Source organism: Brucella pituitosa (genome assembly GCF_003049685.1).
Lineage (GTDB): Bacteria > Pseudomonadota > Alphaproteobacteria > Rhizobiales > Rhizobiaceae > Brucella > Brucella pituitosa.
Window position 1 is genome coordinate 1,647,938 of record NZ_PYSY02000002.1, and the last position, 25,778, is coordinate 1,673,715.

Here is a 25,778-nt window from a genome sequence, read left to right on the forward strand (position 1 = left end):
GATAAAACTCCTATCTGCCGCGCGGATCGAGCCGGTCGCGGATATGATCGCCGATAAGGTTGATGGAGAGGACAAGCAGGAACAAAGCGAGGCCCGGAAAAGTCGCGATCCACCATGCGGAAGCGACGTAGTTGCGTCCGGTCGAAAGCATCGCTCCCCAGCTTGCGGTCGGTGGCTGCACGCCCAATCCAAGGAAAGACAATCCGGCCTCAAACAGGACCATCAACCCGAATTCAAGCGTGGCAACGACAATAAGCGCGCCAGCGATATTGGGCAGAATATGCCGCCACAAAAGGCGTAACCATCCAGCTCCCATGAAACGTGACAGGCGGACATAGGGCATATTGGCCACCGAAAGTGTCTGTCCATAGGCAACACGCGCATAGCGCGGCCAGCGGGTGAGGGCGAGGACGATGACGACATTGGCGAGACTCGGCCCGAGGATCGCAACCGTGATGATTGCCAGAAGAATGGCTGGGACCGACAAGACCATATCGACCAGCCGCATGATGATGGTCTCTGTCCAGCCGCGATAAAAGGCTGCAACCATACCAAGGATGCTTCCCAGAATTCCGGAAAGAACGACTGAGGAAATAGCCACCAGCAGCGAAATACGTGCACCGTAAATCAGCCGGCTTAAAACATCGCGCCCCAGCTCATCGGAACCAAGATAATAGACGATGCCACGGCTCTCAAAGCCCGGCGCTTTGAGGCGCGCAAGCAGGTTCTGCTTGTTGGGGTCCATCGGTGCGAAGAATGGCGCAAAAATCGCTATCAGGATCAGGAGGATCAATATCGCCAGAAAAGGTGAAACCGATAATGGCAGTTTCTTCGACCATTTGATGAATGTGCTGGTCGATGAAGTGAGGGACGTCATGAATGACCTCCCATGCGAATGCGTGGGTCGATAATACTATAGAGCACGTCGGCGATGAGATTGAGTGCAATTGCGGTGACCGCGCCGAGCAGAACAACCCCCTGCACCAGCATGAAATCGCGTGCAGCAATCGCCTGCACGGTCAACTGCCCCAGACCGGGCCATGCGAATACGGTTTCGACGATCACTGCACCTGCCAGAAGGTTGGCAATCTCAAGTGCTGCAACGGTCACAACCGGAATGGATGCGTTGCGCAGCAGATGGCGTATGACGATGCGCGTTATCGGTACGCCCTTGGCATGAGCGGTGCGCACATAATCTTTTTCAAGTTCATCGAGTACAGCTGTGCGTGCCACACGCGCAAATGTCGCCATGGAGAGGAGACCGAGTGCCACGGACGGCATGATGAGGCTCGGCCAGTCACGCGCACCGGAAGGTGGCAGCCATCCAAGCCAGACCGCGAAGACCATGATCATCAGGATCGCGCTCCAGAATGTTGGCATGGATTGGCCCGCAAGTACAAAGCCCATAATGGCCTTTGATTCCGCTCTTCCACGGCGCACGGCCATGATGACACCAAGCGGAATGCCAAGCCCCACGGCAACCAGAAGCGCGCCTCCGGCGAGCATGAGCGTATAAGGCAGGCGGCTCGCAATCAGTGTCCAGACCGAAACATTCTGCACATAGGAACGACCGAGATCGAACGTCAGCAAGCCGCGCAGATATTCGAGATACTGAACGGCAAGCGGCCGATCAAAGCCGAGCGCTGTGCGCATCGCTTCGATATCAGCCTGAGTTGCATTCTGCGGAACGAGCAACAGAACAGGGTCTCCCGCAAGACGTTGCAGAAAGAAAATAAGCGTTATGACGCCAAGAATGGCGATCAATGCCTGCACAATGCGGGTCAGAAAAAAGGCTGGCACTGCGTGTATTGTTCCCTTGTTATTTTTATTGCAGGTCGGCGCAGTTATACGCCGACCTTTGGTGCTCTAGTCCTGCCAGCTCATCCGGTTCAGGAAGAGGCTTTCATTGGCCGTCGGTTTCCACTGAAGCTGTTTTGCTGCGCCATAGATGATCGCGGCCTGATAAAGCGGCACAAGCGGCACTTCCTCGGCTACGAAAGTGCTGACGGTCTTGTAGTTCTCAAGGCGGGTCTTTTCGTCCAGCGTGCCGCGTGCGGCTTCCAGCGCCTTGTTGATTTCCGGATTGTTCGTGGATGACCACGAGCTTGATGAATGAAGCAGCGGGAAGAGCACTCCGTCCGCATCCTGACAGGCGCAAGACCAGCGACCGAAAGCGATGGCAGGCTGGCTTTTCGGTTCACTCTGCGCGCTCTTCAGATAGGTCGCCATATCGGTCATCTCGATATTGACGGTAAGCCCCGTTTCGCCGACCATCTGCGCCACTGCCTGCACGATGCGCTGGTCGAATGTTGGGGCGGTAGCAAAATTCACTGCCTTACCGGTTGCGCCTGCATCCTTGATAAGCTGCTTGGCCTTTTCCAGATCGTAAGCATAGCCCTCAATGCCTTCGACATAGCCAAAATGTGCGGGCGTCGCCATTTGTGCGACTGGTTTATCAACGCCTCCAAGCAGCCCTTCGGTAATCGCTTCCTTATCGATTGCACGAGCAACGGCTTCACGAACCCGTTTATCATCGAATGGAGGAAGGTTCGGGTTAAGCTTTACATAGCCCACACGCTCTGTAAGGACTGACAATGGCTTGGCATTGGCAGAACCTTCGATCTGAGCTGCGAGATCTGCATCAAGTCCAACCGCAAGATCGGTTGTGCCCGATTGCAGATTGGCGATGCGGGTGGCCGCATCGGGAACAGCACGGAATTCGGCAGTTTTGAACGCGCCCTTTTCGCCCCAATAGTCGTCATTGCGTTCCAGCGTAACCGCAACGCCGCGCTGCCAGTTCACGAACTTATAAGGGCCGGAGCCGACAGGAGCCGCATTGAAGGCGTCGTTGCCTTTTGCTTCAACAACCTTTTCCGGAACGATGGAGAGTTTGACGAGTTGTGCCAGAAGCGCTGGATAAGCACCGTCGGTCTTCACAGTGACTTCGTTATCGCCGGTGGCTTCTGCCGATACGATCTTATTAAACTGGCCAAGCTGTGGACTTGCGAAGGCCGGGTTGATGATGCGGTTGATGCTGAACGCAACATCCTTCGCCGTCAGTGGCGAGCCATCATGAAATTTCACATCATCGCGTAGCTTGAAGACGATTTCCGTGTCGGAATTATATTTCCATTCAGTGGCAATCTGCGGCGCGATTTCGCCGACATCAGTGCGCGTGACCAGATTGTCGAAAACATTGCGATAGACGTAGTAGCTGTCCGGGTTCCATTGCTTGTGCGGGTCGAGCGATGACGGCTCGTTCACAAGATCAATGACGAGCTGATCCTTGGCAAAGGCTGCAGTCATTGTAAGCGGTGAACAGGCCAGAACGAGGCCTGCAATGACGGAACGGATCGAACGGCTCACTACTTCCATATCTATAATGCCCCTGGTTTATCCAAATGTGATTCTGGACGAGGTTGTTTCCCGGTTTTGCTTTTGCCCGCGTTGCGGCGGGCGGGTTTTGCGCTGACCATTGCTTCCGATTCAAGGAAGCGGTCGAGCAGATAAGTTTCGAGCGCGGTGTTGGCCGCGCCAAACAGTTCCAGCGCTTCGCTCTTTCGCCCCTCGACAATCGCACGGATCAACAGCGAACGGTTGGCGGGGATCAGTCTGACGCGCCCGGTCTTCTCAAAGAAGTTAACCAGACGTACGGCACGATCCCAAAGGTCGGTCAGCCAGCCTGCAACAATCGGCATATTGAGCCGGTTGGCGAACAATTCCAAAATTTCGCGCTCATAGCGGCGAATGGTCGGAAGGATATCGCCGCCAAGTTCATTGCGCTGTGTGAGTGCAAGATGCATTTCACCCAGCGCATTCAGCCGCTGAATAGACGCCTCATCCAGTACCGCTACGAAAAGCAATGGCTCCAGATGTCGCCGCGCCGCACTCAATTCGCGGATTTCGCCCGCAGAAATTGGAGTGACAACCCAGCCGCTTCGCGCTGACGACGATACCAGCCCACTCGCTTTAAGGCGCGCGAGTGCCGAACGCAGTGCACCGCGTCCCAGTGCGAATTCGGTTGCAAGTGCGGATTCCGACAGCCGTTCACCCGGCGCGAGAACACAGTTTACAATCGCATTTCGCAGTGCCTTTTCCGCCAGATCTCCCTTGCCCTCGAGCGATACAGGCGATGTATAGGCATCGTTATCCAACATTTATAACTGACCTCTCAGTTTCATATTTTGAAATTTCTCTATGCTAAAGAAAAGAACAGATTTTCTTTTCCGGATCACCGGAGTGAAGAATTTATCTCCGTATCGCTCTCCAGAGGAAACAGGAGCATGTTGCCTCTACAATTCCCATAAATCAACTGTTTCTCTTCGATGCACAAAATTGAAATGGCATTTTTCAATTGCATGCAGATTTAGAAAATGCGCTGGTTGCACGATTTCCCGTAAAGTGACAGTATTTGATATTAATATTGCAAAACAAAAAACTGAGATGTCAAATTGTATTTTTGGGTTGCAATCTGCTTATCGTTCAATCGGAAAAACCGGGGAACCCTACGGGAGAAAACTCGATGCGCTTTAAAAACGCACTCTTCGCCGCGCTGCTTGCCGCGACAGCACTCGCTGTTCAGCCACATAGTGCTAGCGCGAAGGACCTGCTGGCGGTGGATTTCATTGCTGAGCCGAGCTCACTTGATCCGCATGTGCAGTGGAATACCGACAGCTTCAATGTCTATCGCAATATTTTCGACAATCTGCTGACGCGTGACGATAAAGGTGAGATCGCTCCGCAAATCGCCACTGAGTGGAAATATCTTTCCGATGCGGAAGTCGAATTCAAAATCCGCAACGATGTGAAGTTCCACGATGGCACACCACTGACCGCTGCGGACGTTGCCTTCAGCATCAAACGTATTATCGACCCGGCATTCGCCAGCCCACAGATTGGCCAGTTCAATCAAATCAGTGATGCGGTTGCCAAGGATGATACGACTGTCGTTGTTACCACCAAGGGCCCTTATCCTGTTCTGCTTGCACAGTTGACGAAGCTTTCCATCGTACCAAAACATGTGGTGGAGAAGGTCAGCAAGGATGAGTTCAACGTCAAGCCTGTGGGCTCTGGTCCTTACAAGCTCGAGAACTGGAACCGTGGCGTTGAAGTACTGCTCGCGCGCAATGACGAGTATTGGGGCACGAAGGGTGAATTCCCGAAAGTGGCCTTCCGAGCCGTTCCAGATGGTTCAACCCGCATTGCTAACTTACAGGCCGGAACGGCTGATCTCGCAAGCAATCTCGATAATGATCTTGCCGCTCAACTGGAAGCATCGGGGCAGGGCAAGGTATTGCCGGTTCGCGGTGAGCGCATTGCTTTCTTCTCGCTCAACATCAACAAAGCACCGCTTGATGATCCTCGCATTCGTCTGGCAATTGCCCATGCCATTGATAAACAGGGCATCGTCGAGGGCATTCTGGGTGGTTATGATGCTCCGATTGACGAGCTCACGTCTCCGGTTTCATTTGGGTTTGTTGAGGGCATAAAGGCTCCAGAATATAACCCTGAGAAAGCCAGGGAGCTGGTGGCGGAAGTTGGTGATGCGGCCAAAACCGAAATCACTCTGCTCACCACGCCGACCTATGATCAGCGTGTCGTGCAGGCCCTCCAACAGATGCTGAATGATGTCGGCCTCAACGTCAAAATTGCTACCACCGATATGGGCAACTGGATGCAGCAGATGCAGTCTGGTGCCGATACGATCCCTTCGGCGGCCTTTGGCCGCTGGAGCTGTGGCTGTCAGGATGCCGATGGCACGCTCTATCCGCTTCTGCATTCTTCGAGCAGCTGGTCGACGATCAAGGATGAGCGTCTCGACAAAGCACTGGACGAGGCGCGAACAGTCATCAACCCAGAACGTCGTCTCGAACTCTACAAGTCCGTCCACGAGATCGTAGCCGCAGAGAACTATATCATTCCGCTTTATCAGGCATCAGTGCTTTACGGTGCGGCAAAGAATGTGGAATTCGCGCCCCTGCCAAATGAGAACCTCTTCCTTAACCGCGTCGGCTGGTCGGAAAAGTAAACGGATCGAGAAGCCTTGAAGCCGGACTGTCGTGCAGTCCGGCTTTTGCAGTTTCCAGGTCTCATCACAGGAACAGATTGCAGTGATTACGATTATCGAAAATGCCAATGTCGTCGACGTTGAAAATGGCAAGGTGCTCCCCGATCAGCGCCTTGTTCTGGAGAATGGTTTCATTCGCGAGGTGAGCGAAGAAAAATTGCCACACTCCGAGGCAAACCGGGTTAATCTTAAAGGTGCATTCGTTATTCCGGGGCTGATTGATGCCCATGTCCATGCAACAGCCTACACTGCAAATCTGGGCGAGCTGCCGCGTCAATCGCCGATGTATGTGGCAGCATGTGCGGCAAAGGTGCTGGACGGAATGCTCTCTCGTGGCTTCACGACTGTGCGTGATGTCGGTGGTGCTGATTTTGGTCTCGCACAATCGGTCGAGGAAGGGCTGATTTCGGGACCGCGACTTCTTTACGGGGGCAAGGCGCTTTCAGCCAGTGGTGGTCATGGCGATCATCGCGCCATGGGTGTGGATCGGACTGACGAAACCTATGCGCAGGTCAGCCTTGGTAGGCGCTGCGATGGTGTTGATGAGGTTCGCCGAGCAGCGCGTGATGAGATCAGGCGCGGCGCGCACCACATTAAGATTATGGCTAATGGTGGTATTTCTTCCCCAACCGACCGCATCACTTCGGATCAGTTTTCGGAAGATGAAATTGCGGCAATCGTCGATGAAGCCAATATGGCTGATCTTTATGTCGTGTCACATACCTATACCGCCCGTTCGGTTGCACGCGCTGTGCGTAACGGTGTGCGTTCAATCGAGCATGGTAATCTTCTTGATGAAGAGACTGTCGCGCTGATGAAGCAGGCTGGGAGTTTCCTGACGCCGACGCTCTCTTGCTTCCGGGCGCTGGCGGAAGTGGGCGCGGAAAGCGGTTTCCCAAAAGACCGGATGGACAAGATCAGGCTGGTGCTCGATTCGGGCCTTTATGCTGTCGAACTTGCCTATCGCGCGGGGGTGCCGATGGCATATGGCACCGATCTGATCGGGCCAATGCATTCGCGCCAGCTGCATGAGTTTGCCTTGCGTGCTGACGTTGTACCACCGCTTGACCTGCTTCGTGCGGCAACGAGTACGGCGGCGGAATTGGTGCGGCTTGAGAATGAAATCGGCCACGTTAAGGAAAATTACCGCGCCGATCTCAATGTCCTCTCAGCCAATCCGCTGGATAAGGGTGTTCTGGAAAGCTTTGCCAAGCATCTCCAGTTCGTCATTAAAGGTGGTGAAATCGTTAAAAGCTATTCTTCATAAGATCTGAAATGCAATCTCGCATTCTTCAGCGACCTGACGGTCCCATTCGCTCTTGTCGAATGACGCAAGCGGAAGAATGCGGGTAGCACGTTTTGTGAAAGGGAACTTGGTCGCATCCGTCGAAGCATAACCGCCGCTGTCGACGACAAAAACACCTTGTTCTGCAAGCGGCGTAAATGATGTGCGGAAATGGTTGCTCGATTTGACGTGAATGATCGCCTTGCTTTCGAGATTGATACCCAGACTACGGAAAGCCTGCGTGTCATAGGCCTGAATGCGCTCGGTGACGAGAACGATATGACCGTGATCGCGGACACGAAGAACAGCGCCCAGACCGCCCTCTAGCAGTTCGCCATGCAGATTGGCGCCTTCATTGCGATAACGAACATCCGCGATGCGTTCCACAAGCGCATCGACAACGAACGGCTCCCCACTTTGCAAGCGCCCCATGGCGATTTTGCCGCGATTGCCCTCACCAATCGCCTGCGCGGCCAAGACCGCTTCGCCATCAATCATGAAACCAGCTGCGAATGGCAGATCCTGCGCAGAAAGACTTGCAAAAATATCGGCGACATTAGCAACCCCGCCTGAACCGGGGTTATCGCCGGCGTCACCAATGACCACACGTCCTTTGGTGGCACGATCATAGATCTCCGGCGCTATTGCATTGAATGAAGGTGCGGGACGGGTAATCGCTTCGCGCTTTTGCCAGATGACCTCTGCCATATCGCGATAGGCCTGTTTCATGGCTTCTTCGTCGGTGCCTGTTACAAGAACAGAGCTTCCAACATCATCGGAATCCACATAGGGAAAGCCGCCCATTACAACGACATCGGCAAGCCCATCACGGTGTTCGATGTCATTGGATAGTGCGACCAGGCTTTTGAATGGCTCTGCATCGCTGGTTTGTGCGCTCATGGGTGCTGCTACTGGCAAGCGGAAGCGCCGTGTCCGCCAGCTCACAGGGTCAAGCGCCAACTGCATCAATTTTTTGCCGCGCGCATGAGTGTCAGAATGTGGGTATAGTTTGCCACCTATCACCACATCGACAACATGCGGCAGCGTCGGTTCGACATTGGCATGAAAATCGAGCGGTACGGCTATGCGGACATGAGGGCCAACAATTGCACGTACCTTTCGGGCAAGATCTGTCTCAGGCGTGGAGACGCCCTCAACCACCAGAGCGCCGTGCAACAGAAGCGCTACGACGTCTACGGGCGCCGTTGCTGCAATGTCTTCTAGCGACTGAATAATTTCTGCCACGAGACGGTGATAACCTTCTGCCTCGAGCGTTCCACCCGGAAGGCATCCGGTGCAAACGCCGTAAGCAATGTCATAGCCAGCTTCATCAAGCGCTTCCGTTACACCGCCCAGCCAGTTGCTGGTTGAGCCGAATTCTCGCCGCACATCTTCGCCACAAAAATACTGTGCTGAGAGAAATCCATCGTAATTCGCCTTGACCGGCGTAAACGCGTTGGCTTCGTGAAAGAGCTGAATAACGGCGGCGCGGGGCATGGGGCTTCCTTGGAATTTTGGTCAGACTTCGCGGCCATCCTGCCATCGCATATAAGGCAGGATGAAGCGCGCCGTTCGGCTAACAATGGGGTGAAAAGCGACCTGTGGCACAGGTGTTGGACGCAAGGCGAGTTGGTCATCCGCTACGCCGCAAACGGCGTCGGCAACTACATCCGCCATAGCGCATGAGAGTGCAAGGCCGCGCCCATTGCAGCCAATCCAGCTGTAAAGACCGTCGTCGCGTCTATGCAGATGCGGCAGGCGATCCACCGTCATAGCGATGCGCCCGCCCCAGAACGTTTTCACTGTTCCGTTTGGCAGGTCAGGGAAGAGCGCGCGCAACCGACCCTCTACCATCGCAGGCAGACGATACGCAGCACCTGCCTGAATGGCGAGCGCGCCGCCAGAAACCAATCGCCCCTCACGATCCTTGCGGAAATAACGAAGGTCAAATCGGGTGTCTGACGATGCTTCATTGCCGGGCAGGATTGTATCCGCTAAATCACCCAGCGGCTCGGTTGCCGCTTGATAGGATGTCACCGGCACAATGGAGCGACGCAGTTCGGGCCAGAGATTGCCGGTGTGGGCGGCGGTCGCGAGCACGACTTTTTCTGCGTGAAGTTCGCCGTTTGAGGTTTTGATCAGCCAGTCTGTCGACGCTCGCGTGAGATTAAGTGCTGGACTTTGCTCAAAGACCACAACACCTTCTGAGGTAGCGGCACGTGCAAGGCCCACCGTGAAAGCATAAGGGTTTATGTGCCCACCGCCACGATGCTCCCATCCGCCATGGTAAGTATCGGTGCCTAGCCGGGTTGCCAGATCATCAGAGGAAACAACGGCAGTTGGTGCACCAGCCTCAGCCCATTGTGCAGCAAGAGCGGAAACGCGCTTGAGACGGCCGGGACTGTGTGCCGGTTGCAGCCATCCAGCGCGGCTCAAATCGCAATCGATCCTGTAACGGTTGGCGAGTTCATAAAGCTTGTCGGCAGCGCCCCTCACAAGCTCGATAAAACGTTCCGCCTGTTCTCCCGGCCAAACATTCCGTAAAGCATTGGGCCCATGGCGTGTTAGCGCCGAAATGACTTGCCCGTTGGCGCGCCCGGAAGCGCCATAGCCGACCTTGGTTGCTTCAAGTACGGTGACTTTGCGACCACGCCTCGCGAGCTCGATGGCTGCAGCAAGACCAGCAATGCCGCCGCCAATGATCGCGATCTCGGTTTTTACAATACCTTCAAGAACATTACCTTCAAACTGTTCGCGTGAGAGCGACATCCACAAGGATGAAGGTTTATTCGATGGCCAGGATTTCATGCGCGAACCATCACGATTTCCAATCCGCAGCTTTCCCGTAAATCGAAAACAGCATCACTGTTTCCGCTGATCGTCAGGCGATCCCTTCCAGCCGATATCGGTATATCTGCGAAGCTGTCGCTGGATAGCACTTCAAGTTCCGAGACGTTCGGTGCGGCAACAGATATCAGACGCTGCGCACCGTTGGGGTGTTCTATTGCGTCAGATGTCCAGAGAAGTTCAGGTGTGTGGTGCTGACAGAGCAAACATTGATAGGCTGGGGTAACGCTATCTTTGAAACGGCTTATCGAAAACCGTAACTCGCCAGCGTCGGTTTGTCGTGAAAAGTGCCTTACCGCTTCAGTTTCGATGTTCTTATCTTTGAAGGCTTGAGCGTCCGCCTCTACATCTTTGCTGCGCAGCGCAATCCCATGCAATCCAGAACCATTTTCGAGAAGTTTGCGCCATTTGGAATTGGCTTCTGTGTTCTCAATGATTGCAAGGATTTCGATATAGGTGTCATTGAGCATGACACAGCGATTGGCCGTACCCATGGCAGCGCTGTGTTTTGCGATTGGTGTGACATGGAATCCGGCTTTTTTCAAAGGCGGTTCCGGCAGCATCCAGATCGCCTGTGAGAACCACAACATGGTCGATGGGTAAGTGAAAAGTCATGCGGCCACCGTCATTTTTTCTGATGCCATAGATGCGGTCGACAATGATGAGCGTTGCAACCGCCATAAGCAGTTGCAGCGTACTGAGAGCTGCAATTGTCGGGTCGAACTGATGTTCGAGATAGCTGAGCATCACAACCGGCAAGGTGTTCGTGCTTGCGCTGGCAAAGAAATAACTCACAGGCAAGTTGTCGAACGAGGTGAGAAATGAAAACAGCGATCCAGCCATGATGCCGGGGCGTATGAGCGGCAATGTTACATGCCAGAAGACCTGCAAGGGATTGGCACCCAGAATGGCGGCCGCTTCTTCGTAGCTTTTGGGCAGACTGCCATAAACGCCCGCAACCGTGCGGACGACATAAGGAAGGCAGACTATAGTATGGGTGATCAACAGTGCGCTGAATGAAATGCCCAGCCCAAGCCTGCTCATGAAGAACAGCGATGCGAAGCCAATCACAATCATCGGCATCGACAAAGGTGACAGCAGAAACGCCATGACGGCGCTTGCCCAGCCTGTTCGTGAACGCGCCAGATAAAGGCACGCGGGGATGCCGATCAGACAGGAAAGAATGGTCGCGCCGATTCCAATCTTAAAACTGACGATAAGGGCATCCACGAAGGGCTGATAAGCGAAAATATTCGCAAACCATTTGAGCGACCATCCGGGAATTGGAAAGGCCACATAGCCCGCAGACGTGAAGGACACGAGTACCACAACAAGAATGGGTGCCAGCATGAAAATGAAGAACACGACCACGAAGGTGGTCAATGCAATGTCTGTCCAGTCTTTGCCAAAGAGTTTCATCGTTTAAGCTCCCCGGCGGCGCACGAGACGCAATTGCAGGAAGAGACAGGCAACTGCGATCACCAGAAGGATCGAACTCATGGCACTCGCCATGCCAAAATCACGTGTGGTGTTGAATTGCTGGTAAATGAGCAATGGCAATGTTTGAAGACCGCCGCCGAGCATTACCAGCGTTACGAAGCTTCCATTGGCAATCATGAAGACAAGTATCGCGCCGGTTCCGATGCCGTCGAGTGAGAGGGGCAAAGTCACCTCCCAGAAGGTGCGCAGACGCCCGGCACCGAGAATTTTTGCGGATTCCTCCAACCTGCGATCAATCCCTTGTAAAACCGTGCTGATCGAAAGAACCATGAAAGGCACGAGCACATGCACGAGAGCGGCTATGGTGATTTCCGGCGAGTTGGTGAACCGCAACGGCACCGAGATGAGACCGAGCTGGTCGACAAGCAGATTGTTGATGAGGCCACGGCGGGCAAACAGAACCTGCCAGCCGAAGGTGCGCATGATGATTGAAGTCAGGAGTGGAGCGATAAGCAGAAAGACAATCAAGCCAGCCCATCGGCCTGCTTTGCGCACCAGAAAATAGGCAACCGGATAGCCGATGATTACGCAAATCAGCGTCACACCACCTGAAAGCAATATCGTCTCGCCGATGACGCGCAGATAGAAGGGATCGGTCAGCAGCGTGGCGTAACGTGCGAAAGTTAAACCGCCTTCAGTATCGACAAAGCTGCGGACGCTGTTGTCAAACAGTGGCAGGACGAAAAAAGCCAGCAGGAACGCCAGAGCAGGCAAGACAAGTAGCCAGCCCGGTAGTGCCAGCCCCTTTCTTGTCGTAACCTTTGATGTTTCTGTCTGGCTCATATCCGTGCTCCGCGACCTTACTGACCGATTTCCCGGTTCCAGCGATCCACCCATTCATTGCGAACCTGAGCAATTTGCTCATATGGCGGGAAGGCGGTTTTCTGCCATGGCGTGATACGGGGCTTGAGCTTTTCGCTGTAAACCACATCCACATTGGTGACACCGTAATTCATGATGTCGGCAAATTGCGTCTGGTTGGCTGCGTCGAGCACTTCATTGATATAGTCCCAGGCGAGTGGGTTGGCGTTTTTCGCCTTCTGGACTGCCAGACCGTTGAGTGAACCGCCTTCTTCCGGATTGATGAAGTCGATCCAAGTTGCGCCTGCATCGTAATGGTTCCAGGTGCGGCCATCGAAATAAATACCGATATCCGCTTCGCCGGAAGAAAGATGATTGAAGAAATCGTTCGGCCCAGCCCAAAAGACGAGGTTGTCCTTCATCCGCTCGACGGCCTTGAAGAACGGATCGACGTTGTCAGCTCCGCCACCAAATGCCTTGGCCATGGCCCAGATCAGCATGATCGGTGTGACGGCATAGCTGATGGACGGGATAGAGGCCACGAATTCACCAGCTGCAACCCTGTCGACAAATTCGGCAAAAGACTTTGGAGGATTTTTTACGCGGTCTTTATTGTAGGTGATGCCAGCTACACCATAGTCGAACAGTGTACCTTTTCCCTCGACTGAGTCCGTCAGCTGCTGAGGAATTTTCGCGAGGTTCGGCAGCTTCTCGACCGTAAAGTCTTCAACAAGACCTGATCTTGCTGCGGTCAACGCAAGGTCCGGCGTCATGATGAGCACATCGACCGGCGGTTTCGCTGGCGACGCTTCGACCTGCGCCAGCCATTGCGGTGGGCCACCGAGAGAGACATTGGCTTTTGCGCCGGTTTTGGCTTCAAATGGTGCAACAAAGCACTTGCGAACAGCTTCTTCCCATATGCCGCCAAAGGCAGTCACGGTGATTTCTTTTGCGGCCTGCGCATTGGCGATGCGCGGGAATCCGCCTGCGGCAAGACTCAGACCAAGCATGGCGCCTGAGCCGAGGAAGTTTCGTCTGGTAATCAGTGTCATTGCGATACTCCTTATCTGGAACAATCAGGCGTTTGCGGAATTGGAAATTGTGATGAGCTTCTCAACTGCCGCCCGGAATGCGATAGCCGCTGTATGTGCGTTCGAGGCTTCTGCCTTTGTTCGTGGAAAGCCTTCGGGTAGAGCAGGCAAAACGGCGTCGAATATAGCTTTACGCTGGCGCTGCCGCACGGATCCGGGAAGCTGCACAAGCGCACGGTTCAGACTGTCCATCACGGCGGGTTCGAATACTTCATCCCAGTGCTTTCGCTCAGGGCCAAATCCGTCGGTGGCGCCGTTGTCTGTCAGTGATTGACGCTTGGCCTCGGTGGCATCCTTATCGATCGCGCCATTGTGTATCACCACGCCATACTCGGTATGAGCGGCGTCGCGCGTGACAAAACCATCCAGAACGTCGCCCAAAACGGCGTTTGGATCTCGTTTATGCGGATTGCCCCAACCACCCGCTCCGGGGGTCAGAAACGTTACCGTATCGCCTGCATTGACGTTGAGCACATCGATTTTGCCAAGCCTGCGTTCATCAGGACGTCCGCGATTAACGATCAACGCGCCGGGCAGACCTGCCTGGCCACCATAGGAACCCCATGGACGGAACAGCAGGCGCTCCATGCCTCGACCGAGTACATTGGTATCATCGGTCAATGCGCGAAAGGTCAGTTCCATGCCGCACCCGCCGCGCCATTGGCCGGGGCCACCGGAATCCGGACGCAGGCTGTAGTGCAGGATTTCAACGCCGAGCTCGGCTTCGACCGTTTCAACGGGATTGTTGGCGAGATTGGAGATACCGCTGTCTCGACCGTCAACGCCATCGCGACCAAAACGTGCGCCGGTGCCGCCGATCATCGGTTCGATGACCTGTACGCGACGCCCGCCTTTGCCATCTGGTTCCGCCATGACAACGGGAATGACTGTGCCGGATGATGCGGCAGGCATGACATCAGGCAATGCTTTTCCGAAGGCACCGTTCAAAACGTCATTGACGCGAATGGCTGCTGCATGACGGACACCTGTTGCGGCGGGTTCCTGCGGGTTGACCAGACTTCCCTCAGGTGCAGTGATCCGAACCGTATCAAGCAGGCCGACATTTAACGGTGCTGTTGGATCAAGCGTGTTGACCAATGCGAGTACCCTGAGTGTCAGCCATGCATGGGGGCGTCCGCGCGAAGGAATATTCATGGCGGTGGCCACTTGCGGATCAGTTCCGGTGAAATCCAGATGCACTTCTCCGTCTTCGAATGTTACGGTCAGTGCGATGCGAACAGGCAAGTTACCTGCTGCGTCATCATCAAGATAATCCGAAAACGCATAGGAGCCAGCGGGAACCTTGCGCAGAACCGAACGTGCCTTTTCAGCTGCGTAGGTAACAAGATCGGTGCTGGCTGCCGAAACCTCGTCTGCTCCGTGTTGGGCTATCGCCTGTTCGAAGCGACGACGACCGGCAGCAAGAGCTGCCAGCATGGCACGGATATCACCCATATTGGCTTCAGGCGTGCGGCTGTTTGCTTCCAGAAACAGGCGCACTTCGGGTGACATCTCTCCGCGCTTCAACAGCTTGACGGGCGGGATGCGCAAGCCTTCCTGAAAGATTTCGGTATTCATTGGGGAGATGCTGGATGGCACGCGTCCGCCGACATCCGAGCAGTGTACGAAACACCAGCCATAAGCAATCACGCGGCCCTCATGGAAGTAGGGCTCAATCATATGAAGGTCGGGCAGATGTGTGGCGAGACCTTCTGAACGATAGGGATCGTTGGTCAGGATGACGTCGCCGGGTTCGAGTGGTCCCACTGCTTCAATCGTCGGTCCGCATTCAAGGCCCACAAATCCTGAAACACCGATAGAACGCGGATAGGCGAAAAAGCGTCCGTCCAGCCCGGCAAGCGCACAGGCAAAATCCGCAGTTTCCTTGACATAAAGCGTGCGACCGGTGCGCTGAAGTGTCAGGCACATTTCTTCGCTGATAGCTGCAAGCTTGTTGCCGAGAATGGCAAGCGTGACTGGGTTGAGTTTCATTGTGCCAGCCTTTCAAGATGCAGATTTCCGGCTTTGTCGCAGTTGGCTATCCAGCCGGGAAGCAGAATAGTGGTGGTGTCATCCTGCTCGATAATTGCAGGGCCACTGACTTGATCATTTGCCCGGAAACTGTGACGGTCGTAGATATCTGCATCAAGCCATGCACCCTTGTGAAACAAGCGGCGCTTGCCTTTGATGCCCGGTTTGCCGTCACCTGTTGGAAACTCTTGCGCGGCAAGGTCCGGCGTGACGCCAATAACCGCGAGACGGGCTGTCCCCAACTCGACTTCGGCTGCGCTGTCGCGGAAACCATAGATGCGCTCATGTTCGCGGTGAAAAGCTTCGGAAATGGCATGAACGTCGGCATCGACATCATTTAATGCAACGCGCAGTTCATAAGCCTGTCCGACATAACGCATGTCAGCAGCCTTTTCGAAAAGGCGTCCGGTACTTTGCTCGCCTTCCTGATCCAGCCAGTCATTTCCTTCTGCTGCGAGAGCTTCGAATGTCTCAGCAAGCGTTGCTGCGGTTGCTTCATCAAGCTCTCTGCGCAGGCTGCGAACGAAATCACGCCGTAAATCTGCTGCCGCCGCACCCAATGCACAAAACGTTCCCGCTGCCGGGGGGACAACAATTCGGGCGATGCCCACTTCTTCTGCCAGAAGGTTGGCGTGTGTTGGGCCTGCGCCACCAAATGGAACGAGCGCAAAGGATGCCGGATCAAGGCCGCGTGCGGCGAGCGTTTTATAGAGTTCAGTCGCCATGCCCGCTGTGGTGACCGCAAGCGAACCCTGAGCGGCTTCCGCCGCAGCATTTTCATCCTGAAATCCGATGCGATTGCCAATCTGTGCAAGCGCTGCAGCAGCAGGCGCGCTCTCAAGCTGCATACGTCCACCAAGGAAACCGGCTGGATCGATATAGCCAAGCGTCAGATAACAATCGGTGACGGTTGGCTCTGTGCCGCCGCGACCGTAAGAGATGGGGCCGGGCATTGCACCAGCACTGCGAGGGCCGACTTTCAGCACGCCATGGTCATCAACCCATACGATTGAGCCGCCACCTGCACCGATGGCCGAGACATCCACCACAGGCAACACCAGAGGCAGACCGCCAATATCAGTTTTGGTGGCGAGCGCAGCAGAACCATCCTGTGCAACGGCGATGTCTGACGACGTGCCTCCCATGTCGAATGTGATGATTGCGCGCACGCCCGATGTTGCGGCCAAACGTGCGGCTGCCATCACACCGGAGGCCGGTCCGGAGAGGATCGTTTCAACCGGACGTTCCTGTGCAGAGCCGATGCTTAGCGAACCGCCATTAGAGGCTGTGACGAGGATCGGCGCATGAACACCATCGCGAGCAAGGCCCGTTTTCAACCCCTCAAAATAGCGCTGCATCAATGGCTGGATATAGGCGTTGAGACAGGCGATCAGTGTGCGTTCATATTCGCGGATTTCTGGCCAGATCGCTGCGGCGGATGTAATGGAAAGCCCATTCGTCTTGTCCGATATCTTCTGCGCCAGCTCTTTTTCAACCGAAGGATTGGTATAGCCATTGATCAAGACAAGTGCTGCCGCATCGACATCCAGTGTATTTAGCTGTGCTGCAACTTCTTCAAGAGCTGTATCGTCGGGGAGTTGGGTTGTCGTGCCGTTCGCCGAAAGTCTCGCGCCGACTTCGATGATGCGATGGCGTGGCACCAGTGGCTCTTCCTTGCTTGCATGAAAATCAAAGGAAGAGGGCATACGACTGCGCGCGATTTCCAGAATGTCGCGATAACCTTCGCTGACAATGAGTGCGATCTTTGCACCGCGCCGCTGGATTATGGCATTGAGACCGATTGTCGTGCCATGCATAAGCGTGTCGATCTGGTCGGCTCCGAGATCAGCTTTCTTCAGCAATGACTGCAGGCCCACGATCAGCGCCTGAGACGGATCTTCAGGCGTCGATGGTTCCTTGTAATGGATCAGGCTTTTGCGGTCGGGATCGAACAGAACAAAATCGGTAAATGTTCCGCCCACGTCGATGCCGATACGTGCGCCATTCTTCTGCATATTCGGAGCTTTCAGTTCATTCTGGTGTTACGACGACGGCATCCTGCGGGTTCCAGCCGAGTGTGATTTCTTCATTGAGATGATAAGCGAGCTCGCCAAGGCGGCTTTCAGCTTGCCGGTAGATGAATATTTCCCGGCCGAGGGCCAGAACGTCGATCTGATAGGCAGCATAATTTCCGCGGAACACCGCGCCGACTACCCGGCCATTCAACAGGCCATTGCCATCTGAGACCGGCACGATCCTCTCTGGCCTTATAGAAAGTGTTAGCGGCTGTGATGAGGGATACCGGGTGGCGAGGGGAATAGTTACACTTCCCTTGCGTCCGCCGATCAAGAGTGATGAGCCGTCCGGGGATGTCTCACCCTCGAAAATGTTGGAGGCTCCCAGAAATTCGGCAACGAAACGGCTCTGCGGTTTGTCGTAAATTTCCCCGGGCGTTCCAAGCTGAAGAATGCGCCCCTTGTTCATGACTGCGACTTGGTCGGCCATGGAAAGCGCTTCTTCCTGATCGTGTGTGACAAGAAGAGTGGTAATGCCAAGTCGCGCCTGCATGGCACGGATTTCAAACTGCATGCTTTCGCGCAAAGATTTATCGAGTGCGCTCAAAGGCTCATCGAGAAGCAAAACTTTTGGATTGACCACCAGTGAACGTGCAAGCGCCACGCGCTGCTGTTGACCACCCGAAAGCTGCGAGGGAAAAGCGTCGCCACGACCAGACAGCTGGATGAGATCAAGCATCGATTTGATGCGTTCATCGCGTTCTGCTTTTGCGGCACCCTGCATCTTTAGGCCGAAGCCGATATTTTCTGCGACTGTTCTGTGTGGAAACAGGCTGTAATTCTGAAAAACCATGCCGAGACGGCGCCGGTGAGGCGGAAGATTGGTTACATTGGTTCCGCCAATTTGGATCGTGCCTGAATCCGTGCTTTCAAATCCTGCAACCATGCGCAGCGTGGTTGTCTTGCCGCATCCCGAAGGACCGAGCAATGAAACGAGTTTTCCGGCCTCGATGGTCAGATCGAGACAGTCGACAGCAATGTTCGAGCCAAAACGCTTCGTGACGGCCCTAAGCACGAGCGCGCTTGCTCCGTCTTGCGAATGCAAACTCATGAGCACTTCTCGCGATTTGCCCTGTTGCCTGTCAGAAAGATCATGTGCATTTCCAGCATTACAATATATTGTAGCGCTACAATCGACCGTAAAGTCGATTTCGTCAAGGATGAGTTTTCTACAGATATCCTGTTTGTGAGTATAAAAAACCTTGGAAATTAGCATTGATGAGAATAATTTGTGCGCCAAGCCATGAATAACCTTGTTCGCAGCAAAAATATTATAACGATGCAGTCGGTCGCCCAGGCCGCTGGTGTGTCGCCTATGACCGTATCCAATGCATTCCGTTACCCCGAACGGGTGCTGGAGGAAACGCGGTTGCGCGTGTTTCAGGTCGCGGCGGAACTTGGTTATGTTCCGAACCATTCTGCAGGCATTCTTTCGTCCGGGCAAAGTCGGGTCATTGGCGCGGTCATTCCGTCGATGAAGAACTCAAGCTTTTATAAATATGTGCGCGGAATGCAGGATCGCGCCAGCGAGAGCGGTTATGAACTGATACTCAAACTTGCGGAAACCAGGCAGGATGAAACGGCTGCAATTCAGACATTCATCGGTCTGCGCGTCGCCGGTATTTCGCTGGTCGGAAATCAGCATTCCGAGGAAGCCATTGATCTGCTCAGGAAGACCGAGACGCCTGTCGTGGAAGGCTGGGTCACTGACAATGTCCTCGATATGGCGGTTGGCTATTCCATGACAGATGCAACACGGACAATGGCTTGTCTTCTGCTGAAACGCGGTTGCGAGCGTATCGGATTTGTCGGTTATGGTGGCGCGTCTGCGCGTCGATATAGTGATCGTCTCCCAGCTTTTGAGGAGGTTATGGCTGCGGCAGGTCTGGAACATCACCGGGTCTGTATTGTGGATGAGGCCGACGGTTTTGGTGCAGGCCCCAAGGCGCTTGAAGCGCTGCGTCGTATCGATCCCGATATAGATGGTGTAATCTGTCCCACGGATATCGTGGCAGCTGGTGTGATATTCGAATGCACGCGCCTTGGGTGGAAAGTACCGGAGCGTCTTGCTGTGACCGGATGGGGTGACTACGAAATCGCGTCGGAAATAACGCCGGGCCTGTCGACGATCCAGCCGAACGCCTATGAAATGGGTGTAAAGAGCATGGAAATGATTGTTGACCGCGTCTCTGGTGTGACGGCGGCCAATGCGATCATCGATATCGGTTATGATGTCGTGAAGCGCGAGAGTGCTTAAGCACTCAGCCGCTGCCGTTCGTTTATGTGGCGCCTTTTTTGCGGAATGAAGAAGCGTCTATGCCGAGTCGGTTCAATCGGGCGTAGAGACTACGACGCGGTAGCTGTAGCGATTCGGCAGCTTCTCCGACGTCGCCATTCAGGCGTGCAAGTGTGTCTTGCAGAACCTTGGCTTCAAACTGATCCATCTGCTCTGTGAGCGGCAGAGAGCTGGATTCACTGGCTGGATCGTAGCTTAATCCGAGCACCACTTGCTTGGCGAAATTTCGCAACTCGCGTACATTTCCCAACCACTCATCTGCATTGAGCCGGGCCTCTATCGTTGCATTGATGTCCGGACGCGGTTGGCCGAATTGGTTTGCAGCCTCATCGAGAAAATAAGCGAATAAAAGCCCGATATCTTTGCGGCGCTCACGCAAAGGCGGGATGCGAAGCCGCACGGTTTCAAGCCTGTAGAAAAGATCGGATCTGAAGCGTCCAGCATTGACCGAGCCTTCGAGATCTCCTTTGGCAGCAGCGATAACGCGCAGATTGACAGCGCGAGGCTCCCCCGTCATCGACGGCAATTCGCGTTCTTCGACGACACGCAAGAGTTTGCCTTGTAAGCTTGCTGACATGCTGTCGATTTCATCTAAGAAAAGGGTGCCGCGGTCCGCATCGGCTATGCGTCCGCGTTGAATTCTATTGCCGAAAAGCACGTCATCGGCAATCGCGTCGGGGAGTGCTGCACAGTCGATTGCGACAAAGCCGCGAGCATGGCGTGTGCTCCAGCGATGAAGCAGTCGGGCAACAAGTTCCTTTCCGGTGCCAGTTTCGCCTTCGATCAGCACATCTACATCGACACTTGCAAGCTGGCGGATAGTCTCTCGCAATCGCACCATAACGGGTGTTTCCCCCAGCAACGGGAAATCTTGCTCAGCTTCCGCAGCGGCTTTGCGAAGTCTGCGGTTTTCGAGAACCAGACGGCGCATTTCCAATGCCCGACGAACGCTTGAAACCATGTGATCGGCAGAGAAAGGCTTCGCAATAAAGTCGAAGGCACCTTTTTTGAGTGCTGCCACTGCCATGCTGATGTCGCCATGTCCGGTCATGAGGATGACTGGCAACTCGGGGTCGCGTGTCAGCAGCGCTTCCATCACGGCATGACCATCAATGCGTGGCATCCGGATATCTGTGACGACGATCCCGGGAAAGTCGGCACTCAGATTGGCAAGTGCCGATTGTCCATCACCATAGGTCTCTATATCCAGACCAGCGATCTCGAAAGAATCCGCAAGCGCTGTGCGAAATGCCACGTCATCATCGATCAACATGACGCGGAGTGGTTCAGTGCCTGTCATGCTTGTTTTGCTCGCTTTACCGTGGCTGAGAAGGCAGCGCCGCCCAATGGCGAAGGCACGATACGCAACGTGCCTTCGAGTTCTGTCATGATGTCGCGTGCAATACCCAGCCCGAGGCCCAAACCTTCCGGCTTTCCGGTTACAAAGGGGCTAAACACTTCATCGCCCAATGCCTGATCTATGCCGGGTCCATTATCCGCGACAATCAGGGACACAAGTTGTTCCTCTTCTGAGATGAACAAAGCGATGCGCGGTTCAGATTTTTCAGCAACTGCATCAAGCGCATTTTGCAGCAGATTGACCAACACTTGTTCCAGCCGGACGCGATTTGCGAGAACCTGAAAATTGGAACGGTTGGGCATTTCAAGTGTCACACCAGTATTGCGAAAGCGGTCGCCCATCAAAAGAAGCGTGCCTTCGATCAGCTCATCAAGACGGACCGGGGCCAAATCCCGGTGTCCGCGTCGGGCAAAGCGCCGCATTTCCTGCGTGATGGAACCAATACGGGAGGTAAGTTCGATGGAAGTGACCAAATTGGCTGCGACTTTGTCCAGCTTGCCCTTCGCCAGGTGATGTTGTGCATTTTCTGTAAGTGTCTGAATGGTGGCGACGGGTTGGTTGATCTCATGGACAAGACCTGCGGTGATAGACCCCAGTGATGCGAGCCTGTTTGCCTGCCCCAGCTCTTCACGTGCTTCCCGAAAGCGTTTGTCGGCGCGTTCGCGCTCTGCCATTTCAGCGCTGAGTTCGGCGGTGCGTTCTGCAACTGCAGATTCAAGAGCAGCGCGGTCTGCAGCCAGACGTGCCGCGCGCGTTATTCGCCAATAAACCGCACCGGCAATCACGATGAGGACCAGCAATGCCGACACAGTTATAAGTCGTGCCAGATCATGTGCTGCTCGCATTGATGGGGCTACGGGTTCAACATGGAGAAGTCTTAATTCTGTTCCGGCAATCGGCTCGCTCACAGTGAGAAACTTTGCACCGGATGGTCCGCGCATCATGCTTTCAGGCTCGAAAGCATAGTGACTGGGTTGCAAGTCTGCGACGTTGAACTGTCCGCTCTGGCCTATCTTTGTGCGTTCCGCTTCGGAGATTGGTAGAAACGAGCGAAGGTCTTCTGCCTTATCCGTGGATGCCAATATGATGCCACGAGGATCAACGACGAAAGTTTGGCCGGGATCGTTCGACCACGTTTGGACAAGCCGGTGAAACTCAAATTTGACGACTACAACACCAACCGGATTGGCTTCATCGCCAATGCGCCTTGCGAGGAATAGGCCAAAGCGCCTGCTAAGATCGCCTATGGCATAATATTCAGCAGCCCCTGCAGCCATCGCGCCTTGAAAATAAGGACGGTAGCCGTAATTGCGCCCAACGAAACTTTCAGGCGTATTGGCATTGGAAGAAGCAATGACGGTGCCATCGCGTTTGACGACATAAATGATCGGTGAGCCGATCTCATAGGCAAGGAATTTCAACTTTTCGTTTAGTCGTTCTGTAGATTCTCGCGTTTCACCAGCAAGGACGTCGTGAAGGTCGCTATATTCTTTCAGAACAACCGGAAGCAGGCGGAACTTGGCCAGTTCGCTATCGATAAGGCGGGTTTGCTGACGCGCTACAAGCGTCGCATCCTCGCTCAAACGATCAAGTGCACTTGTCTCCGTCCACGACCGTGCAGTCGTCCAGAGGCCTATCGCCAGCAAGAACGCGAGCGCAATCATCAGGATTCTGCTGAGCTGCCGCCGTTTTTTCATTTGTGCAGGATTATGCATTTATTTGAATAATGTCACGCAGATTTTTGCATAAATGGCGTGTTCAGAATGTGTCAAAATCGAGATTCTGCGAGTTAATTCAACAAACTAAAATTTTTAATCCACTGCTCTGGCGGTCGGCAGCCAGGTCCCGCATTTTGGTACCACTTCGAAAATGGGAGTTTCGTAGGGAGGAGCTAATCCGTGCAACCACAAAACCATGTCTTTGTTCTCGCCCAGTTTCTTGAAGGAGATTTGGGTGTTGCGATACAGGCTCAGGAAACTGAAAGTCGGCCTGACTAAGGGGCGCGGATCCAGAAACCAATCAATCAAGCCCATTTCCCAATAGGGGTTTTCGCCTTTTTAAGCCCGTCCTGGGCGCTGTCGCGACAATCCTCAAGGAAATCAGAAACACCCGGAAATATGTGCGGCTACTGACGCGCTCACCACGGGTGAACCTCAAAAATCGTGAGATTTGAAGGAGTGACCGCATGGTCTCAATAACGTCCGAACAGAGTGCTGCGCCGAGCACCAACAGCCGACTGAAATCCATTATTGGCGGATCGACCGGTAATCTCGTCGAATGGTTTGACTGGTACGTGTACGCAGCCTTCACGCTCTATTTCGCACCGCATTTTTTTCCGTCGGAAAGCCAGACCGCGCAACTTTTGAGCGCTGCTGCAGTTTTTGCCGTTGGTTTCATCATGCGCCCGATCGGTGCGTGGATCATGGGCATCTATGCTGATCGCAAGGGCCGTAAGGCAGGTCTGGCGCTGTCCGTGACGCTAATGTGCGCAGGTTCGCTTATTATTGCCCTGACACCCGGCTATGAAACTATTGGCCTTGTTGCCCCGGCGCTTCTGGTTCTTGCACGCCTGATGCAGGGTCTGTCTGTTGGCGGTGAATATGGTGCCAGCGCGACCTATCTATCCGAAATGGCGGGCAAAGCCGTCGCGGCTTCTTTTCGTCTTTCCAGTATGTGACGCTGATCTCCGGCCAGCTTTTGGCAATTCTGCTACTGATCGTGCTTCAGAGCACAATGGAAACTTCTGCTCTTGAATCCTGGGGCTGGCGTATTCCGTTCTTCATCGGTGCATTGCTTGCGGTTGTTGTCTTCTGGCTACGCCGTGGCCTTGCTGAAACCGAGAGCTTCAAGAATGCTAAAACCAAGGACGCCCCGAAGTCTGGCTTCTGGACGCTGATCAAGTATCATCCGAAGGAAACCGCACTGGTCATGCTTCTGACCGCTGGTGGTACGCTCGCCTTCTACGCATACTCAATTTATATGCAGAAGTTCCTGGTCAATACATCTGGCTTCAGCCGCGAAGTGGCGAGTCAGATCAACGCGGTCACTCTGTTCATCTTCATGTGCCTTCAGCCTGTCGCCGGTGCATTATCGGACAAGATTGGCCGCAAGCCGCTGATGATTGCCTTCGGTGCGGCGGGCGTACTGTTTACCTATCCGATCTTTGCGACGCTTGAGCAGACGCGTGACCCATGGGTTGCCGGGATGCTCGTCATGGGTGCTCTGATCATTGTAACTGGTTACACCTCGATCAACGCAGTGGTGAAGGCAGAACTCTTCCCAGCTCATATCCGCGCACTTGGTGTGGCGCTGCCTTACGCTCTTGCGAATACGTTGTTTGGCGGAACTGCGGAATATGTAGCGCTGAGCTTCAAGAATGGTGGTTGGGAGCGTGGCTTCTACTGGTACGTAACCGTCATGATCGGTATTTCACTGATCGTCTATCTTCGGATGCGCGATACCAGCAAAGACAGCATGATCAAGGAAGACTAATCGACACAAATACCGGGCTATTAGCCCGGTATTTTTTATTCCGCTTCCGCTCTTTTGCTGCCAAAAGGAGGGGACTTTTCTGAAATCGTTTGGGCTGCATTCTGAATGAGCGGCCCAAAACTTTCGCTGAAGCCTTCGGCCGTCCATTCCTGAAGGCTGCCTGCTACATGGATTGCGCCGACAGGGGCGCCCCTCCAATCAAGAATCGGAGCGCCAATAGCAACTTCATGATTGAGAAGCTGCTTGCACAATAGGGAGTGTCCGCGTTCACGCGCTGCGCGAACATGCTCCATCACCCCTTCCAGATCGCGGACAGTGTGCTGTGTGAATGGTGTCATATCCGACCGGTTAACGATGTCGGCAATTGTGTTGTCAGGCAGCCGCGAGAGAATGGCCACACCACCCGCCGTGCAATAAGTGGGAACTGCATTCCCGACGATGGTCGCACTGAAAACTTCGTGTTTTGACGGCATACGCAGGGCGTAAATTACGCGAACATCGTCAAAAAGAGACAGATCAACACGCTCGCTGACCCGGCGCCGGAGTTCCAGCATGACCGGATTTGCGCGCTGCAACATGGGGTTGAGCCGCAACAAATCGTAAGTCATGTCGAGAATACGCAAGCCCGGCAGATAACCACGATCTTCAGGGTCGCGTGCCAGCATATTCAACTTCAGAAGCGAATGAACAATGCGCTGGGCAGCGCTGCGATCAATGCCTGCTGCGGTTGCAACCTGACTGAGCGACAAGGGATGTCGCGCGCTTTGAAATGCAGACATGACTGCAACCGTTCGTGCGACCGAGCGCAAAAACAACGGGTCATCCTTGAAAGCTTCCGCTTCATCCGGATCGAAAGTGGATATGCCGCGCAGGTCTCGAAATGTGTTCATGGGAAAAAGCTTTAATCCAGATTCAAGGATTGACAAGGATCAA

At 54.3% G+C, this 25,778-nt stretch carries 19 protein-coding genes and 1 pseudogene; 4 read left to right on the plus strand and 16 right to left on the minus strand.

From position 1 onward, the window contains the following. Positions 1-10: 10 nt before the first annotated feature. The 4 genes from C9380_RS20025 to C9380_RS20040 all read right to left on the minus strand — a co-directional run bounded on the left by C9380_RS20025 (position 11) and on the right by C9380_RS20040 (position 4,157). Positions 11-877: an ABC transporter permease gene (locus tag C9380_RS20025; protein ID WP_024898048.1), complete on the minus strand. Its 867-nt coding sequence runs from the start codon at positions 875-877 to the stop codon at positions 11-13. Beyond that, positions 874-1,800 carry an ABC transporter permease gene (locus C9380_RS20030; RefSeq protein WP_100556712.1) on the minus strand — a complete coding sequence of 309 codons (927 nt, stop codon included), beginning with the start codon at positions 1,798-1,800 and terminating at the stop codon, positions 874-876. Before C9380_RS20030 ends, C9380_RS20025 begins: the two co-directional genes overlap by 4 nt. Before the next feature lie 66 nt (positions 1,801-1,866). Beyond that, positions 1,867-3,375 (minus strand): ABC transporter substrate-binding protein, encoded by a 1,509-nt coding sequence (locus tag C9380_RS20035; RefSeq protein ID WP_128094406.1) that lies wholly within the window; start codon positions 3,373-3,375, stop codon positions 1,867-1,869. Positions 3,376-3,377: 2 nt separating this feature from the next. Continuing rightward, complete coding sequence (locus C9380_RS20040) at positions 3,378-4,157, minus strand: GntR family transcriptional regulator (protein ID WP_128094407.1); 780 nt, start codon at positions 4,155-4,157, stop codon at positions 3,378-3,380. 365 nt (positions 4,158-4,522) lie between these two features. Here C9380_RS20040 and C9380_RS20045 point away from each other — a divergent pair, with 365 nt between their 5' ends. Both C9380_RS20045 and C9380_RS20050 read left to right on the plus strand, forming a co-directional pair. Further along, positions 4,523-6,028: an ABC transporter substrate-binding protein gene (locus C9380_RS20045; protein WP_100556715.1), complete on the plus strand. Its 1,506-nt coding sequence runs from the start codon at positions 4,523-4,525 to the stop codon at positions 6,026-6,028. An 82-nt stretch (positions 6,029-6,110) separates the two neighbouring features. Further along, positions 6,111-7,334 carry a metal-dependent hydrolase family protein gene (locus C9380_RS20050; protein WP_084486819.1) on the plus strand — a complete coding sequence of 408 codons (1,224 nt, stop codon included), beginning with the start codon at positions 6,111-6,113 and terminating at the stop codon, positions 7,332-7,334. Here C9380_RS20050 and C9380_RS20055 read toward each other — a convergent pair. The 9 genes from C9380_RS20055 to C9380_RS20095 are packed head-to-tail and all read right to left on the minus strand — an operon-like array spanning position 7,329 to position 18,748. Further along, a complete protein-coding gene (locus tag C9380_RS20055; RefSeq protein WP_024898042.1) occupies positions 7,329-8,849 on the minus strand; it encodes a M81 family metallopeptidase in 1,521 nt (506 codons plus the stop codon). The genes C9380_RS20050 and C9380_RS20055 overlap by 6 nt on opposite strands. A 21-nt stretch (positions 8,850-8,870) precedes the next feature. Next, positions 8,871-10,160 (minus strand): NAD(P)/FAD-dependent oxidoreductase, encoded by a 1,290-nt coding sequence (locus C9380_RS20060; RefSeq protein WP_024898041.1) that lies wholly within the window; start codon positions 10,158-10,160, stop codon positions 8,871-8,873. Continuing rightward, entirely contained in the window at positions 10,157-10,693 is a 537-nt protein-coding gene (locus tag C9380_RS20065; RefSeq protein WP_252869791.1) for a VOC family protein, read from the minus strand. Before C9380_RS20065 ends, C9380_RS20060 begins: the two co-directional genes overlap by 4 nt. Continuing rightward, on the minus strand, positions 10,659-11,618 hold the full coding sequence (locus C9380_RS20070; protein WP_252869792.1) for an ABC transporter permease: 960 nt from the start codon (positions 11,616-11,618) through the stop codon (positions 10,659-10,661). The genes C9380_RS20065 and C9380_RS20070 overlap by 35 nt, the downstream gene beginning before the upstream one ends. A gap of 3 nt (positions 11,619-11,621) precedes the next feature. Next, on the minus strand, positions 11,622-12,482 hold the full coding sequence (locus C9380_RS20075) for an ABC transporter permease (protein ID WP_024898038.1): 861 nt from the start codon (positions 12,480-12,482) through the stop codon (positions 11,622-11,624). A gap of 17 nt (positions 12,483-12,499) precedes the next feature. Further along, a complete protein-coding gene (locus tag C9380_RS20080; RefSeq protein ID WP_128094408.1) occupies positions 12,500-13,552 on the minus strand; it encodes an extracellular solute-binding protein in 1,053 nt (350 codons plus the stop codon). Positions 13,553-13,576: 24 nt separating this feature from the next. Further along, on the minus strand, positions 13,577-15,583 hold the full coding sequence (locus C9380_RS20085; RefSeq protein ID WP_128094409.1) for a hydantoinase B/oxoprolinase family protein: 2,007 nt from the start codon (positions 15,581-15,583) through the stop codon (positions 13,577-13,579). Next, on the minus strand, positions 15,580-17,637 hold the full coding sequence (locus C9380_RS20090; protein ID WP_111787792.1) for a hydantoinase/oxoprolinase family protein: 2,058 nt from the start codon (positions 17,635-17,637) through the stop codon (positions 15,580-15,582). The genes C9380_RS20085 and C9380_RS20090 overlap by 4 nt, the downstream gene beginning before the upstream one ends. Positions 17,638-17,653: 16 nt before the next feature. Beyond that, entirely contained in the window at positions 17,654-18,748 is a 1,095-nt protein-coding gene (locus tag C9380_RS20095) for an ABC transporter ATP-binding protein (protein WP_128094410.1), read from the minus strand. Positions 18,749-18,976: 228 nt separating this feature from the next. On the opposite strand from C9380_RS20095, the gene C9380_RS20100 reads away from it, so the two are divergent. After that, complete coding sequence (locus tag C9380_RS20100; RefSeq protein ID WP_128094411.1) at positions 18,977-19,954, plus strand: LacI family DNA-binding transcriptional regulator; 978 nt, start codon at positions 18,977-18,979, stop codon at positions 19,952-19,954. A 22-nt stretch (positions 19,955-19,976) separates the two neighbouring features. On the opposite strand, the gene C9380_RS20105 is transcribed toward C9380_RS20100, so the two are convergent. Both C9380_RS20105 and C9380_RS20110 read right to left on the minus strand, forming a co-directional pair. After that, positions 19,977-21,293 carry a sigma-54-dependent transcriptional regulator gene (locus C9380_RS20105; protein ID WP_128094412.1) on the minus strand — a complete coding sequence of 439 codons (1,317 nt, stop codon included), beginning with the start codon at positions 21,291-21,293 and terminating at the stop codon, positions 19,977-19,979. Then, positions 21,290-23,017, minus strand: coding sequence for a sensor histidine kinase (locus C9380_RS20110; protein ID WP_247877648.1), 1,728 nt, complete (start codon positions 23,015-23,017; stop codon positions 21,290-21,292). Before C9380_RS20110 ends, C9380_RS20105 begins: the two co-directional genes overlap by 4 nt. A 521-nt stretch (positions 23,018-23,538) precedes the next feature. Here C9380_RS20110 and C9380_RS20115 point away from each other — a divergent pair. Next, positions 23,539-24,845, plus strand: a pseudogene (locus tag C9380_RS20115) (MFS transporter). Between the two features lie 35 nt (positions 24,846-24,880). Here the strand turns inward: C9380_RS20115 and C9380_RS20120 are convergent. Continuing rightward, positions 24,881-25,735: an IclR family transcriptional regulator gene (locus tag C9380_RS20120; protein WP_024898028.1), complete on the minus strand. Its 855-nt coding sequence runs from the start codon at positions 25,733-25,735 to the stop codon at positions 24,881-24,883. Positions 25,736-25,778 lie beyond the last annotated feature (43 nt).

Bases quoted from the DNA above. Each gene is read 5' to 3' on its own strand.
- C9380_RS20025 (WP_024898048.1), bottom strand. From the start codon at position 877: ATGACGTCCCTCACTTCATCGACCAGCACATTCATCAAATGGTCGAAG.
- C9380_RS20035 (WP_128094406.1), bottom strand. From the start codon at position 3,375: ATGGAAGTAGTGAGCCGTTCGATCCGTTCCGTCATTGCAGGCCTCGTT.
- C9380_RS20040 (WP_128094407.1), bottom strand. From the start codon at position 4,157: ATGTTGGATAACGATGCCTATACATCGCCTGTATCGCTCGAGGGCAAG.
- C9380_RS20045 (WP_100556715.1), top strand. From the start codon at position 4,523: ATGCGCTTTAAAAACGCACTCTTCGCCGCGCTGCTTGCCGCGACAGCA.
- C9380_RS20055 (WP_024898042.1), bottom strand. From the start codon at position 8,849: ATGCCCCGCGCCGCCGTTATTCAGCTCTTTCACGAAGCCAACGCGTTT.
- C9380_RS20060 (WP_024898041.1), bottom strand. From the start codon at position 10,160: ATGAAATCCTGGCCATCGAATAAACCTTCATCCTTGTGGATGTCGCTC.
- C9380_RS20065 (WP_252869791.1), bottom strand. From the start codon at position 10,693: ATGGGTACGGCCAATCGCTGTGTCATGCTCAATGACACCTATATCGAA.
- C9380_RS20070 (WP_252869792.1), bottom strand. From the start codon at position 11,618: ATGAAACTCTTTGGCAAAGACTGGACAGACATTGCATTGACCACCTTC.
- C9380_RS20075 (WP_024898038.1), bottom strand. From the start codon at position 12,482: ATGAGCCAGACAGAAACATCAAAGGTTACGACAAGAAAGGGGCTGGCA.
- C9380_RS20080 (WP_128094408.1), bottom strand. From the start codon at position 13,552: ATGACACTGATTACCAGACGAAACTTCCTCGGCTCAGGCGCCATGCTT.
- C9380_RS20085 (WP_128094409.1), bottom strand. From the start codon at position 15,583: ATGAAACTCAACCCAGTCACGCTTGCCATTCTCGGCAACAAGCTTGCA.
- C9380_RS20090 (WP_111787792.1), bottom strand. From the start codon at position 17,637: ATGCAGAAGAATGGCGCACGTATCGGCATCGACGTGGGCGGAACATTT.
- C9380_RS20095 (WP_128094410.1), bottom strand. From the start codon at position 18,748: ATGAGTTTGCATTCGCAAGACGGAGCAAGCGCGCTCGTGCTTAGGGCC.
- C9380_RS20100 (WP_128094411.1), top strand. From the start codon at position 18,977: ATGCAGTCGGTCGCCCAGGCCGCTGGTGTGTCGCCTATGACCGTATCC.
- C9380_RS20105 (WP_128094412.1), bottom strand. From the start codon at position 21,293: ATGACAGGCACTGAACCACTCCGCGTCATGTTGATCGATGATGACGTG.
- C9380_RS20110 (WP_247877648.1), bottom strand. From the start codon at position 23,017: ATGATTGCGCTCGCGTTCTTGCTGGCGATAGGCCTCTGGACGACTGCA.
- C9380_RS20120 (WP_024898028.1), bottom strand. From the start codon at position 25,735: ATGAACACATTTCGAGACCTGCGCGGCATATCCACTTTCGATCCGGAT.